The organism is Peribacillus sp. SIMBA_075 (genome assembly GCF_046534585.1).
In genome coordinates this window covers 1-14010 of sequence record NZ_JAWRYN010000018.1, presented here as the reverse complement: position 1 = coordinate 14010, position 14010 = coordinate 1, and the positions used below count along the sequence as shown (strand labels likewise).

Sequence of the window (14010 nt, the reverse complement as noted above, 5' to 3'; positions counted from 1 at the left end):
CCTTAACCCGTCTGAAGTTTCCTCCATTATATCATAGGAAAATGGGGCCAAGTCATTACCGTTCCACAATCAGCGCAGTTCCCTGTCCGCCACCGATACATAATGTAGCAAGGCCTGTTTTTGCATCCCTACGTTTCATTTCATACAATAAAGTCACTAAAATCCGGGCACCGGAAGCACCTACAGGATGACCCAGAGCAATCGCCCCGCCATTTACATTCACTTTCTCCGGCTTCAGCTCAAGGTCCTTAAGCACAGCAAGTGACTGTGCCGCAAAGGCTTCGTTCACTTCCATCAAATCAATATCATCTATTGTCAATCCCGCTTTTGCCAAAGCTTTTCTTGTCGCAGGCACTGGACCGTAACCCATGATTTTCGGATCAAGCGCGGCGTTTGCATATGACTTAATTGTTGCTAACGTTTCCAGTCCCAGCTCGTCCGCTTTTTCTTTAGACATTAGGACTAACATCGCACCCCCATCATTGATTCCGGATGCATTTCCTGCCGTAACCGTTCCATTTTCCTTAAAAGCAGGACGCAGCTTCGCTAGCTGGTCTATCGTCAGCCCATGACGCGGGTGTTCATCTTGGTCCACCAAGATCGTCTTTCCTCTGCGTTTATATTCAACAGGTACGATTTCATCTGCAAATCGTCCTTCAAGCTGGGCCTTTTCAGCCTTTCTTTGGCTATCTAAAGCAAATTCGTCCTGCTTTTCACGGCTGATTTCCCACTGCTCGGCGATATTCTCCGCAGTCACGCCCATATGATATTGATTAAAAACATCCGTTAAGGCGTCATATGTCATGGAATCGACTGCTTCGGCATTACCCATTTTCTGTCCAAAACGATAATTTGGAAGTAAATACGGGGCATTGCTCATGCTTTCAATACCCCCGGCGAGAATCACATCTGCATCACCAAGGGCAATGAATTGTGCCCCCATTATTACCGTACGGAGGCCAGATCCGCAAAGTTTATTAATGGCCATGGCTGGCGTTGTTTCCGGAACCCCTGCATGAATCGCAACCTGACGTGCCACATTTTGCCCTAATCCAGCAGATAGAATATTCCCAATCAATACCTCATCGATCATGTCAGCCGAGATATTTGCCCGCTTAATCGCTTCCTTAGCTGCAACAACTCCCAATTCAACCGCTGAAACATTGGCAAGACTGCCACCAAACGCACCAACTGGTGTTCTTGCTGCCCCTACAATCACTACTTCTCTCATAATACTTCCTCCTTCTCCATTTTTAATTTTCCCAGTTTAATAAAATGACGGTCCCTCTCATTGATTTTCTGGGAAACGGTAGATTCTTCATACGTAAAAATCCCTTCTCCCGACTTCGTCCCAAGCTTTCCCTTAGCAACCAAATCACGAATCAAATCAGGGGCTTCCTTACTCTGATCCAATACCGGTGAAACATTATCGAAAACACGCTGCCATGTATCCAGTCCGCCAAAATCAGCAATCTCGATCGGCCCTGTAAATGCCCAGCGAAAACCTGGTCCAGCCGTTATCGCTGTATCGATATCCTCAGCATCGGCAACGCCCTCTTTTAATAGATAAAAGGCTTCCCGCATCAAGGCAGTCTGGAGACGATTGGCAATGAATCCTGCTATTTCTTTTTTCAAGAGAATCGGAGACTTGCCGATTTTACGCATTAAATCCATAGTTGCCTTGACGATTTCCGGCTTTGTTTCGCCATGCTGAACAATTTCAACCAATGGAACCAAATGGCCAGGATTAAAGAAATGCGTGATGACCATTCTGTCCGCAAATGAGGCCTTCCCCATCAATTGAGAAATCGGAAAAGTCGATGTATTTGAAGCAACAATGGCATCCGGTTTGATCATTTCCTCCATTTGCTCATATAGATTTAACTTCAGCTCGATGACTTCCGGAATGGCCTCAATGATAAAATCAGCATCCCTTACTGCCCCTTTCAAATCTACACTGTATGTAATATTCACTAAAGCGTCTTGCTTTTCCTCATCAGTCAAAACCCCTTCCTCAATGAGCAGTGATAGATTCTCAGAAATTCGATTTTGGGCATGATATAGCAAATCTTCCTTTATATCGTTAATGGTCACGAAATACCCGCTTACTGCAAATGACTGTGCGATCCCGCTTCCCATTACACCTGAACCGATAATGGCAACTTTTTTAATCATCCAGCTTCCCCTTTCCGTTTCAATTACCTGTATTTACTCACCTTTTTATATATGCAATATTTATGCCAACGATAAGGGGAAATAAAATTCTTTTTTTATCCAGAAAATCATGATAGACTCTTACTCATTAACCTAAACCATATTTTTATAACCTTCCCTTTATATTTCCGATTGAGCTTACATTGTGAAATATTCCCTGCTTACTATATAAAATGACAGTCCTGGACCATTACATTTTTTATTGGAGGAATGTAAAATGGTTAAAGATAAAGTGGCGATAATTACCGGATCTGCTAGAGGAATCGGTTTTGAGATTGGAAAGATATTTGCTGAAAATGGCGCAAAGGTCGTTTTGTCCGACCTTGATCAAAACACAGTTGAAAAAGCCGCTTTAGACCTAAGGAACAAAGGCTTGGAAGTTATCGGCTTAAAAGCAGACGTAACAAGTGAAGAGGATATTATCCAGCTAATCAAACAAGCTAAAGACAAATACGGACGAATAGACATTTTCATCAATAACGCCGGCCTTCAGCATGTTGCACCAATTGAAGAGTTTCCAACTGAAAAATTTGAACTGATGATCAAAATCATGCTGACCGCCCCATTCATTTCAATTAAGAACGTTTTGCCCATCATGAAAGAACAGGGCTTCGGCAGAATCATCAACATCTCTTCCATTAACGGCCTGATTGGATTTGCCAACAAGGCAGCATACAATAGTGCCAAACACGGTGTAATCGGATTAACGAAAGTCGCCGCCTTGGAAAGCGCCTCTTTTGGCATTACCGTCAATGCCCTTTGCCCAGGATACGTAGATACACCACTCGTCCGCGGTCAACTGGAGGATCTGGCGAAAACAAGACAAGTACCATTAGAAAGCGTTTTGGAAGAGGTCATCTATCCACTTGTCCCACAAAACCGCTTACTTGATGTAAGTGAAATTGCCGACTACGCCATTTTCCTCGCAAGCGACAAAGCACGGGGCATCACAGGCCAAGCAGTCGTGTTAGATGGCGGATATACAGCACAATAAAAGGAAAAACATCTACAATAAACCCCGAATAAATGACACCAAAAAAGGTGCTCTGTATTCGGGGTTTTCTGCCTTTATGGGGTTATGGAAAAATTTGGTGGTATAAAGAATTCGCACATGTTAAAGTAATATAGGGATACCTCCCATTTTACAACTATTAAAAGGAGGCCGCGTCATGATTATTAAGTGGGTTAGACTGCGATAATTAAGGGGCAGGCCAATCATATGCTCCGGGAAGTATTTATTGATCTTCGCCATGGTAACGGCTATTAGTTAATATTTAATACGGAGGTAAAAAACATGAGTGAACAGATACTGAAAATAAATAAAGTCGATATATGTACAGAAAGTTTTGGAAACCCAAAGGACCCTGCTGTGCTTTTGATCATGGGGGCAATGTCTTCATTAGACTGGTGGGATGAGGACTTCTGTCACCGCCTCGCTGATTCGGGGAGGTTTGTCATTCGGTACGATCATCGGGATCTGGGGCGATCGGTCATTTATGAACCGGGTACCTCCAACTATACAATAACGGACATGGCTGACGATGCCGCGGGTGTCCTGGATGCTTATTCCATAGAGCGGGCTTCTATCGTCGGAATGTCGCTAGGCGGTATGATCGGCCAGATTCTTGCCTTGAGATATCCGGAACGCGTAAACACGCTTACGTTAATTGCATCAAGTGTGTTCGGGACTGTAATGGAAAAACTGCCTCCAATGGACCAGAGCATATTGGATCACCATGCAAAGAGTGCTTTCATGGATTGGTCAAATCGGGAGGCGGCCATCGCTTTTCTTGCAGATGGATGGAAAACTTTAGCCGGTTCCAAACCTTATGAGCAGGAAAGAATGTATAAACTGGCAAAAAGAGAGGCGGACCGCGCCAAACAGCTACAAAGCAGATTTAATCATGCCATGCTTGCTGGAGGAGACGAATATTTTGATAGAATGGGTGAGATCAGCATACCTGTCCTCATCATTCATGGCACAGAAGATCCAGCCTTGCCGTACGAGCACGGGCTTGCTCTTGCAAAAGCCATCCCTCATGCTGAATTAGTGACCCTTGATGGATCAGGACATGAGATTCATAGTGAGGACTGGGATGAAATTATCGATTCAGTTATAAAGCTTACTTCGCGATAAATTAATAAGTTGCAAAATTAGCCATTATGTAAGGTGGCTGCCTTTTTATACTTTCAAATTTTGAAAATGAATAATCCTAGTAGGATTAAAGAAAAATGTGGGTTTACCACGTTATCGATATCCCTAATAAAGCCCAGTTTCTAGAAATTGGGCTCCCTTTACTTAAAAATCGTTATTAGCGCTCCCATAATGCGTGGCACTGTTTAAAAATCTAATAAGTTTATTATGGATGTTCGGTATACTCAAGAAGATGTACCTGTATTATCAGAATTGAACCGCACAGCATTAATTTCGGGTGGTAATTAAAGAAAACCTTCAATCAATTGTAATAGGAAAGTACATTTTGAGCTCGTAACGTAAAGTCAAATTTACTCTCCATATCTTGCCTCTCTCGTAACTCGTCTAAGAATGCTACTCGACATTTGATAGCATTGGATAAAATTTCAGCAGTTTTACTAGCACGAAGAAAGGTACTTGACCATATATGAATTCTGGTGGAACTAAAACTGAGGTATTTGTTACAAATTGAAATCCTGCATTAGGGCTTTTTAAGTACCTTGTTGCAGGTGAGAATTTACTGTATCGGGAACAGCTCCTAAAACATTTGAAATCCTAGAGGATTTTATAGAGGGTTTAGAAGGTTTTTACTATCCTTCTAAATCTAATGTAAATCTTTGGGTAGAAATACAAACTTCAAACAAGCAAAACGATATCAACTTAATTAAGCACGCTTTAAATTTAATGGAAATATTAAAGATAATTTATACAATTGGAGAAAAAACACTAGATATGGATTTGCTGAACTGTCCAAGCAGGGCTTACTTAGTAATAACACTACGGATGACTTGGATAAACTTATCAAAGGTCTTTGTAGTGTTTATGCGGTTTGCTATGGACCAATCACCGTTTTGGAAAAAGGATTTACGTAAGGCGGTGCTAAGTTCTAACTGGACTCCGGCACCTGAAGAGCATCTATTCACGATATTGGTTGGTTCGATTCCTTGATATCCTGTCGTGGAGTTGGCGATAACGGTGTTAAAACCTGCTCTTGTAAATTTTTTTTTAAAAATATCACGCCATTCTGTATCTAAACCGCCTAATAGAATGGTTTGGTTATCTGGGTCATAGTATCCGTGAAGGGAGATTGCTCGCGCTTTAGATGTAATCAGTTGCACGGCTTGAGGCTCATCGAAGTTGGCACTGGTAATATGAAGGGTGTCATTGTTGCTAGATTTTAAACCTTCGAACAGGTATAGATTAGCAATGTCTTTTGCGGACGCAATTACCGCTTCTGATGTGCCAACCTCAATACCTCCACCATGTGGTGTAAATACCGTAATATCACTAGTCGGATGTTCTTGTACAGTAATAGAATAGTCTATACCGTATGTTTCATTAGCTTGTAGCTCTGCAAAATTTGCGTATAAATCTGCCATTAAAAAAACCTCCTTGTAATTATATGATATTCGCCAAAGATAGGAAGGTTCTTAATAGTAGGACCATAATTCTATTAAAATAACGTTGAATGTAATTGCTAGATTACTAAATCAACGCGATGTGTAAAGAAACTCAACATTTATTTTCAAATGAAAAAGACACCCTCTCAAGAAGGTGTCCATCCCCATATTATTGAACTGACTGAATTGACGATCCATATTTGCTGCAGCCTCCGCAAAATCGACAGCTTCTTGATGACCCTCACACTAAGAGACAAACTAAGAACTTAGCGATCTTACTAAAATAGTCCAACGATGGTATATGTAATACTTTACGCCGTTTGAGTCCTGGTACAGAAGTAGACGTTTTTTTATCTGGAGGCACAGTTCTTGAAGATGTTATCTTCCTTGCCTTTGACAAAAATACTTGTTGTGCCCGATTCAGGGACGAAGAGGGAGAACCCGGTACTATCCTTATAGTTGACTGCCGGGACATCCAAGCCCTTCGCATCGAGTAATGATATTAGGGGGATCCTTCATTTTTGAAGGATCTTCTTTTATTAAGGCTGTTTTCACATACTTTGTTGCTATTTACCAGGTAGTGAGTTGTGGTTGATTTCCCCTCCGGATGCTCGCTTTCCTTGGTGCGGACGGTGAGCCTCCTCGGCGTAAACGCCTGTGGGGCTCTCACCTGTCCTGCTGCTCCCGCAGGAGTCTCGCACTTCCGCTCCAATCAACCTTAAATAGTTTCGTTTTAAAAACAACAATCTTTACGAAAAGAGCCTTTATTAATGACACTGTATTGAACTAACCAATTTAAGTTAAGTTACAGCATAGAACAAAAACTTGATAGAATAATTGAGCTACTTGAAAATGATTAAAGAGAATAATTTCTTTTATGATTTCCAATTCATTTGTTCCCACACTTTGTTTATGCGACACAAAAGACATGTTCCCCATAAAGACAGTTCCAATCTTAAGCTACGCCCCCGTTAGCTTAAGAAGAAAAAACACCTTAGTTGGCATTTTTCGGCACATTAAATTTGCTGGTTTATGAACTTTCAATGGAGATTTTCTTCATTAATCGTTTTAATTTATCTTCTGTAGCTGTTCCATCTACTGGTGTATAGATACTGCACCTTAAGTCCATGTCCCCCTGGACTTTAAGAGAAGTTAAATTAAACAACATCTTTCCGGCTTTAGCATGTCTAAATTCAATCATCATTTCTGGAGCTTTACTCACTTGACTTTCTTGCCATAAAGACTGAAATTCCGGGTGAGAATTACTCATTTCCTTAATAAATAGGTTATACCATTCATCACCTAAGTAGTGACCATAATAGGCACGGAAAATGGAAAGAAACCCCTTAACAAAATGCTCCCAATTCACAGCTAATGCTTTTAATTCTTTTCTTGTAAATACTAGATGGATCAAATTTCGTTGATCATCCGGGAGTTGTTCAAAATCTAAAAATACATGTGCAGCAGCATTGTTCCAGCCTACAATATGACAATGTCGATCTGTAATGATAGTAGGACAGTACATCAACTCAGCTAAAATTCTTTCCAAAGAAGGACTAAGTTTTGGCTGATCCTTCTTTCGATCAATAATGGGTGATTTCACTTCTAAAGCTAAATCATATAGATACTCTCGTTCATCATTATTTAATTGTAGAGCTGTAGATATGCAATCCAATACGCTTGTAGAGACCTTTATATCCCGACCTTGCTCGAGCCACGTATACCAAGTAGTACTAACTCCAGCCAAATGTGCCACTTCTTCTCTTCGTAAGCCAGGTGTTCTTCTCCGTGTACCAGCAGGTATACCGATAGATTCAGGCTTTATTTGGGATCGCTTCGTTTTTAAAAATGAAGACAAAGCTTCAAGTCTGTTTTTATCATCCATTTCTAAAACCTCCATCATAACATTTAACTTAGTAGTTATTATACCAGGATAAACACTCACTTGTAATAGGATAATCCCGAAGTATAATACAAATATACTATTCATTTGGAGTGATGAAAAATGGAAAGAGTCGTTATTACCGGAATGGGAGTAGTCTCTCCTATTGGCAACAACGTAGATAAATTTTGGAGAAATCTGACTGAGGGGAAATCGGGCATTTCCTCTATTGATACATTTGACGTAAGCAATCATAAAGCAAAAATTGCTGGAATTATTCGTGATTTTAATGCAGATGATATTTTAGGAAAAAATGAAGCCCGACGTCTAGATCGCTTTTCTCAATTTGCTTTGGCTGCTGCCGAACAAGCCTGGACTGATTCTAATTTAGATATTGATGATATCAATCTTGAAAGACTTGGCGTATATGTCGGTTCGGGGATAGGAGGAATTGAAACATTGATTGATAATGTGGATACTCTTCGAGAAAAAGGTCCAAGACGAGTTAGTCCAACCCTGGTACCTGCCATGATTTCAAATGCTGCCGCAGCCCAAATTAGTATCAAGTGGAACGCAATGGGACCTACTATGTCACCTGTTTCTGCTTGTGCGATCGGAAATACAGCTATTGGTGAGGCATTCAGACTTATTCGCTTTGGAGAAGCAGATGCCGTTTTTGCAGGAGGAGCAGAGGCAGCTATAACAGATTTATCTTTAGCTAGTTTTGGTAATGCTACAGCATTATCAACGAGAAACGATAATCCAGCTAAAGCTAGCCGTCCTTTTGATGTAAATCGAGATGGGTTTGTCATGTCAGAAGGAGCAGGAATTTTAATCTTGGAATCTTTGTCTCACGCTTTACAAAGAGATGCAAAAATTTATGCAGAAGTCATTGGGTATGGTGCGAGTTCTGATGCCTATCATATGGTAGCTACACACCCAGAAGGTAAAGGAGCCTATCTTGCAATGAAAATGGCTTTGAAAAATGCAAAAGTTTCTCCTGAAGAGATTGATGTTATTAGCGCTCATGCAACAAGTACAGAAGTGGGAGATCGATCTGAAACACTGGCCATTAAAAAACTATTTGAATCAAAAGCTTATCAAATCCCAATAACAGCTAATAAATCCATGCTTGGTCACATGTTAGGAGCAGCAGGAGGCGTGGAAGCAATTGCCTTGGCAAAAAGTTTAAAGGAAGGAATTATTCCTCCAACCATCAACTTAGAAAAGCCTGATTCATTATGTGATTTGGATTATGTACCAGGTGTTGCTCGTAAAGTGGAAATAAGTATTGGTCTATCCAATTCATTCGGTTTTGGAGGTCATAATGCAGCTATCGTTTTAAAAAAATACGAGTGAATTAAATTTCGCTCGTATTTTTTTTATTAAAATTAAAGATCCTCAAGAGAACCTTTAGTTAGTAATGGGTCTTATAAACTTTGTGCCCCTATTCCTATTTTCTTTAATAAATAAATTAATTGTTCTTTCTCTTCGTTAGTAATGAATGAAACATTTTCTGAGATTGTTGCAACGTGTTTTGGGAAAATCTTATCAAAAAGTGCTTTTCCTTCTTCCGTTATGACGACATTAGAAGCCCTTCTATCATTAGGGTTTGGTTGTCTTTCTACAAACCCTTTCTTTTCTAACTTATCTACGACATAGGTGATACTTCCACTTGGAATAGAGAACGTCTCACTGATCTTTTGGACAGGATGCGGACCTTTATTGTAAAGCAATTCAAGAATCATAAAATTTTCCCTACTAATATTATGACTTTCAATATCTTTCAGTACGTTTTCAGAAACAGCTTGGGAAGCTTTCAGCCAAACACGCAACAACCTCAAATCCAACTGACTTTGTTCATCTCCTTGATACATTCACCGAACCTCCTATTACAATAATTTTTAAAATTCAATTTAGGTTATCTTGGTTTTCTGTATAAAGGATAATCAACTTCAACTGGAATTTCTATTAGCAGCATCCGAAGTTCTTCACCTTTAGGCTGAATGGTAAAGCTTTCAACTTTCTCTGATTGAATAATGATGAAATCCTTATTATCAAATGAAACCTCCAATTCATCAATAACACCGCCATTACCTCTAATAGCTAAACCAGCTAGTGTCCGATTAGGTGAAAGAGCATAATTATAGGTTGCACCATTTCCAAGTTCAACATCGTACATTTTGGCATCTGTCACGAGATTGATTGGTGAATGTTCACCTAATATCGTCTTAGTCATTACACCGTTTTCCGAAGTGATTGGGAAATCTTCATGCACGTATTTTGAGTAAGTGGGTGTTCGCTTTATGGCTTTGCTTAAGTGCGGCTCGAACCAAATTTGAAACCCTTCTGACGGCTCAAGAAGAGATTCGGCATGATGCACACCTGAGCCGGTTTGCATCACCTGAACACCACCAGCACCTACTTCGCTAATCGTACCAAGAGTATCCTGGTGACGACCTCTCCCCTTAATGTTGTAGCTTAATATCTCAAAACCTTGATGAGGATGAAAACCAATACCACCTTCGCCCTCAGATTTTGCCCATGCCCAGTAAAATAATGGTCCTAGCCTATTTATTAGTGATCCTTCTCCAGAAAAGCCAATGGGTTTTTGTTCTATTATTTTACCGCCATCAAACTGCCCAAACGCCTGATCCTGTGGTTTAATAATTTTAATATCCATTCTCATTCCTCCTTTATGTTAATAATTAAAGCAATGAGCCAAAATTTATAAGTAATACAATTAATCCAAGAATTAATAAGACAATCGGCATCATCATTTTGCTTACAGAATCTTTAATTTTGATGTGTGTGAAAATTGCCCCAAGCATTGTCCCAACAATAAATAAACCACCCCACGCAGCTAACTTATCATTCCAAATACCTGAGATAACTAGTACTGCTCCAATAACTTCAACCAGACCTGTAAATATCCTAAAACCTCCTGGATACCCATAACGCCCAAATTCATCCACCATTTGCTTTGAACCGAACTTCATAAATCCAAACATTAGGAATCCTAATCCTAATATACTTTGAAGAATAATTGATAAAACAGTCATTTATTTTCTCTCCCTTTAGCCTAATATTATTTATCCTAAACTTAGTACTTTTTTATCCTAACATTAGGATAAGTCTATGTCAACAAAAAAACAACCCGATTTATGGTTATTGGGTTGTTTTTTTATCTATTATTCAAATTGTTTCTTCTTCAACTATCCTGCCCCTTTAGCTCATAAGAAAAAGAGCTGCCAAACAACTCCCTTATTTAAGCGGGTTGATGTGGGATACACCAATCGAATCCTCGCTTGAATTAAAGTGTGACAATAATCGGACCATCTTTAGTAAGGATAATCGTATGTTCCAATTGAGCTACATAGCTTTTTTCTGTAGCATAGGTCCAACCGTCTTCTTTTTGGAGCACTTCTTCTTCAAAGGTTGAGATAAATGGTTCGAATGCGATAACCATCCCTTCCTTTAATATTTCATTATCCCATGGATCATAATAATTGCAAATATGGTCAGGTGCTTCGTGTATTCTACGTCCAACACCATGTCCTGTAAGGTTTTTGATAACAGTGAATCCATGCTGTCTCGCTGTTTCGAATACTGCTTTTCCGATTCTGCTTTTTTTGGAACCGGGTTTTGCTTTCTTAAGACCTGCTTCAAATGCCTTTTTAGCAACATCGCATATTTTCGTTAATACTTCTTCTCCTTCTCCTACCACAAATGAGATTCCTGTATCTGCAAAATAACCGTTCTTTGAAGCAGATACATCTATATTTACTAAATCCCCTTCATGAATAACCCGATGACCCGGAATACCATGTGCCACTTCTTCATTAAGACTAATGCAGGTATAGCCAGGAAAATCATATACACCTTTTGGAGCTGACACTGCACCTGCTTTTTCTAAAAGTTCTCCGGCTATATCATCAAGTTCTTTGGTCGTTATGCCAGGAATTGTCCTTTGTACCAATTCATCTCTAATGGAAGCAATAATTTTGCCAATTTCCTTCAAACCATTAAAATCTTCTTCTGTTTTTGCAATCATTTTTATCCTACCTCATTATCTTTTATCATTAATAAGCTATATAAGTATTAATTGTACCTTTATTTTCTCGAAAAATAAAAGCAATGTAAATTATTTGGTACTATACCTCTCAGCTGAATTTTTCTTCGATCAAGAAAGGGAACCACAAAAAGGATCTAGTACATATGACTATACTAGTAATTGGATTTACCTTCCACTTTTCTTATAGAACTAATCTGCCCCCGTTAGTGCCATAAGAAAAAGGCATAAATCCTTCCTGCTGAATCAATGCCTTCACTTTTTGAAATTAACTTTACTATTATTTTTTTTAGTTAACATATAGCTTTGTTTTATCATTTCGTAAATGGCTTCCTTTGGAACAGTACCGTCAAGTATTATCGAATTCCAATGGTCCTTATTAAGATGAAATGCCGGAACTACCGAATGGTAAATCTGACGCCAATAATCTAAAAAACCGGGATCACATTTCACATTAATCCAAATATGGCCATCTTTTTCAAATATCCACGCAAACACTTTCTTGTTATCTATATGTCGCATTAACGTCCAATTCTTATCACGAAATGGATAACCTTCATATGTATTACCCATTCCCAAACAGTAACCGATAGCTCCCTCTCTATTTTTCATTTTAACCCCTTCTCTAACATAATAACTTGCTAGTTTTTAATAAAGCTGCATCCTTAATTATAACCCCTGGACGCTTTATTTCACTAACTGCCCCGTTAGTTCCTTAAGGAAAAAGCGCCTTAAAAACAGCTCCGATCTTAAGCTATCGCATCTGTCAATTAATTAAGCGATAAATATTACTAATAGCCCATATTATAATTAAGACCCAAATCAATAATATTATTGAGCCGACTATCCAATTCTTCGGCTTACCGTTTTTCATCATTTCCTCTGCCTTAACTTCACAGTCGGTTAATACACTCTTTGGAATCATCTTTAATGCAATCATTATCCCTATTGGAACGAGAATTACATCGTCTAAGTAGCCAAGAATGGGTATAAAATCTGGGATTAGATCAATCGGACTGAATGCATAAGCAACAACACAAGCTGTAAATACCTTTGCATACCAAGGCATCCGTTCATCTTTGCAAGCAAAGTAAAGGATAAAAATCTGTCGTTTTAAATTTCTCGCCCAAGTCTTCATTTTGTTAAACATTTTATCTCCTATAATAGTAATGATTTTATTTTCATTATAACAAAATGAAATTTACTAAAGATTGTTTTGCACTAATCTTCCCCGATATAGACAGCTCTGACCTTAGCTCTAGCACCCGCTGCTTAATAACGAGGTGTTTTTTTAGCAGGGTTATACTATTCTTGGTTTATTTTCCCTGGTGTTTATCAAGCATTTGTTTTAAATATTCTTCCGATTTTCCTTTTTGAATACTGAGACTCTCCCATTTATTATCTTTTACTTGTTTACCAATAAAAACAATTTGTCCCACATGATAAGCATAATGTGCCATCTGCCTTTCAATAGCCTCTAAAACTAAATGCCTTTCTCCGCGAATGTATATATTTTTTAATAAATCTTGTTCGCTTAAACTAGTTAATGTATCAATTAGGGTTTTCCAGCCTTTTTCCCAAACAATAGTTAGTTCGGATTTTGAAGATATATCATCTATAAATTCTTCATCACGATTTCTATATTCCTTTTCTCCGTCTGACGTTAAAAAATCAGTCCACCTTGAAACCATATTTCTACTCAAATGCTTTACTATTACTGCAACACTATTTGACTCGATATTATACGTCCAATGTATTTCCCCTTCGGATAATTGATTTATCGTTTTATCTCCTAGGCTTTTTACACTTTTAAACCTTTCGATTACAATCTTTAAATATTCGTTTCCAATATCCATAATCATGCCCTCCCTAAAAACATAATTTAATTTTACTAAATTTTAAATGACGAAATATTCTCTCTACTTATTGTAAATGAAATTAAAGTGAAATATCGTAATCTCACCAAAAAAGGCATTTTACGTATCCCTAGTTTATTGGTTATATCTCCTAACCTATTATAAAAAATGAAGACTTCAAATTATTATTAATGTAAAGAAATGTTATTATTAATTTGTATATTTTCCGGAGATTATTATTAAGATATCAGGAGGTTTACAAACGGGAATGGTTAGTGGAGTAAATGAAAATAGAGAGTGTTATTTAGACTAATAATGTATAAAATATAACAAAAGAAAAAACCAGTTTTATTAGACTGATTTTTTCATCTAAATATAACACTTTGTTACAT

At 38.5% G+C, this 14010-nt stretch carries 16 protein-coding genes and 1 pseudogene; 5 read left to right on the top strand and 12 right to left on the bottom strand.

From position 1 onward, the window contains the following. Positions 1-55 precede the first annotated feature (55 nt). The gene (locus SB775_RS14575; protein WP_410861999.1) at positions 56-1231 is read right to left on the bottom strand and encodes an acetyl-CoA C-acetyltransferase; all 1176 of its coding nucleotides are present in this window, start codon (positions 1229-1231) and stop codon (positions 56-58) included. After that, positions 1228-2175: a 3-hydroxyacyl-CoA dehydrogenase family protein gene (locus SB775_RS14570; protein ID WP_410861998.1), complete on the bottom strand. Its 948-nt coding sequence runs from the start codon at positions 2173-2175 to the stop codon at positions 1228-1230. The genes SB775_RS14575 and SB775_RS14570 overlap by 4 nt, the downstream gene beginning before the upstream one ends. A 256-nt stretch (positions 2176-2431) precedes the next feature. On the opposite strand from SB775_RS14570, the gene SB775_RS14565 reads away from it, so the two are divergent. Further along, entirely contained in the window at positions 2432-3208 is a 777-nt protein-coding gene (locus SB775_RS14565) for a 3-hydroxybutyrate dehydrogenase (RefSeq protein WP_061464627.1), read from the top strand. 300 nt (positions 3209-3508) lie between these two features. Continuing rightward, positions 3509-4351 carry a CBF family alpha/beta fold macrolide esterase gene (mleCBF, locus tag SB775_RS14560; RefSeq protein WP_410861997.1) on the top strand — a complete coding sequence of 281 codons (843 nt, stop codon included), beginning with the start codon at positions 3509-3511 and terminating at the stop codon, positions 4349-4351. A gap of 319 nt (positions 4352-4670) precedes the next feature. Here mleCBF and SB775_RS14555 read toward each other — a convergent pair whose 3' ends face one another. Then, positions 4671-4835: a histidine phosphatase family protein gene (locus SB775_RS14555; RefSeq protein WP_410862039.1), complete on the bottom strand. Its 165-nt coding sequence runs from the start codon at positions 4833-4835 to the stop codon at positions 4671-4673. Between the two features lie 334 nt (positions 4836-5169). Next, positions 5170-5787 (bottom strand): poly-gamma-glutamate hydrolase family protein, encoded by a 618-nt coding sequence (locus tag SB775_RS14550; protein WP_410861996.1) that lies wholly within the window; start codon positions 5785-5787, stop codon positions 5170-5172. A 320-nt stretch (positions 5788-6107) separates the two neighbouring features. Here SB775_RS14550 and SB775_RS14545 point away from each other — a divergent pair, with 320 nt between their 5' ends. Together SB775_RS14545 and SB775_RS14540 are read left to right on the top strand one after the other, a co-directional pair. Further along, positions 6108-6305 (top strand): penicillin-binding protein, encoded by a 198-nt coding sequence (locus tag SB775_RS14545; RefSeq protein ID WP_410862038.1) that lies wholly within the window; start codon positions 6108-6110, stop codon positions 6303-6305. A 306-nt stretch (positions 6306-6611) separates the two neighbouring features. Then, positions 6612-6668: pseudogene (locus SB775_RS14540) on the top strand (DUF4083 family protein); the annotation flags it as partial. A 170-nt stretch (positions 6669-6838) separates the two neighbouring features. Here the strand turns inward: SB775_RS14540 and SB775_RS14535 are convergent. Then, complete coding sequence (locus SB775_RS14535; RefSeq protein WP_061464629.1) at positions 6839-7693, bottom strand: helix-turn-helix transcriptional regulator; 855 nt, start codon at positions 7691-7693, stop codon at positions 6839-6841. Between the two features lie 120 nt (positions 7694-7813). Here SB775_RS14535 and fabF point away from each other — a divergent pair, with 120 nt between their 5' ends. Continuing rightward, positions 7814-9049, top strand: a complete 1236-nt coding sequence (gene fabF / locus SB775_RS14530; protein ID WP_284469830.1) for a beta-ketoacyl-ACP synthase II — start codon at positions 7814-7816, stop codon at positions 9047-9049. A 71-nt stretch (positions 9050-9120) separates the two neighbouring features. Here fabF and SB775_RS14525 read toward each other — a convergent pair whose 3' ends face one another. From SB775_RS14525 to SB775_RS14495, 7 genes are all read right to left on the bottom strand, one after another. Beyond that, the gene (locus tag SB775_RS14525) at positions 9121-9567 is read right to left on the bottom strand and encodes a MarR family winged helix-turn-helix transcriptional regulator (RefSeq protein WP_089364118.1); all 447 of its coding nucleotides are present in this window, start codon (positions 9565-9567) and stop codon (positions 9121-9123) included. 44 nt (positions 9568-9611) lie between these two features. After that, positions 9612-10373, bottom strand: a complete 762-nt coding sequence (locus tag SB775_RS14520) for a pirin family protein (RefSeq protein ID WP_410861995.1) — start codon at positions 10371-10373, stop codon at positions 9612-9614. Positions 10374-10398: 25 nt separating this feature from the next. Continuing rightward, entirely contained in the window at positions 10399-10752 is a 354-nt protein-coding gene (locus tag SB775_RS14515) for a DoxX family protein (protein WP_081108899.1), read from the bottom strand. A gap of 251 nt (positions 10753-11003) precedes the next feature. Further along, positions 11004-11744 (bottom strand): type I methionyl aminopeptidase, encoded by a 741-nt coding sequence (gene map, locus SB775_RS14510; protein ID WP_061465100.1) that lies wholly within the window; start codon positions 11742-11744, stop codon positions 11004-11006. Between the two features lie 273 nt (positions 11745-12017). Further along, the gene (locus SB775_RS14505; protein ID WP_410861994.1) at positions 12018-12374 is read right to left on the bottom strand and encodes an MmcQ/YjbR family DNA-binding protein; all 357 of its coding nucleotides are present in this window, start codon (positions 12372-12374) and stop codon (positions 12018-12020) included. A gap of 154 nt (positions 12375-12528) precedes the next feature. Beyond that, on the bottom strand, positions 12529-12912 hold the full coding sequence (locus SB775_RS14500) for a YkvA family protein (protein ID WP_289319763.1): 384 nt from the start codon (positions 12910-12912) through the stop codon (positions 12529-12531). 166 nt (positions 12913-13078) lie between these two features. Then, entirely contained in the window at positions 13079-13618 is a 540-nt protein-coding gene (locus SB775_RS14495; RefSeq protein WP_410861993.1) for a DUF1572 family protein, read from the bottom strand. Between the last annotated feature and the right edge of the window lie 392 nt (positions 13619-14010).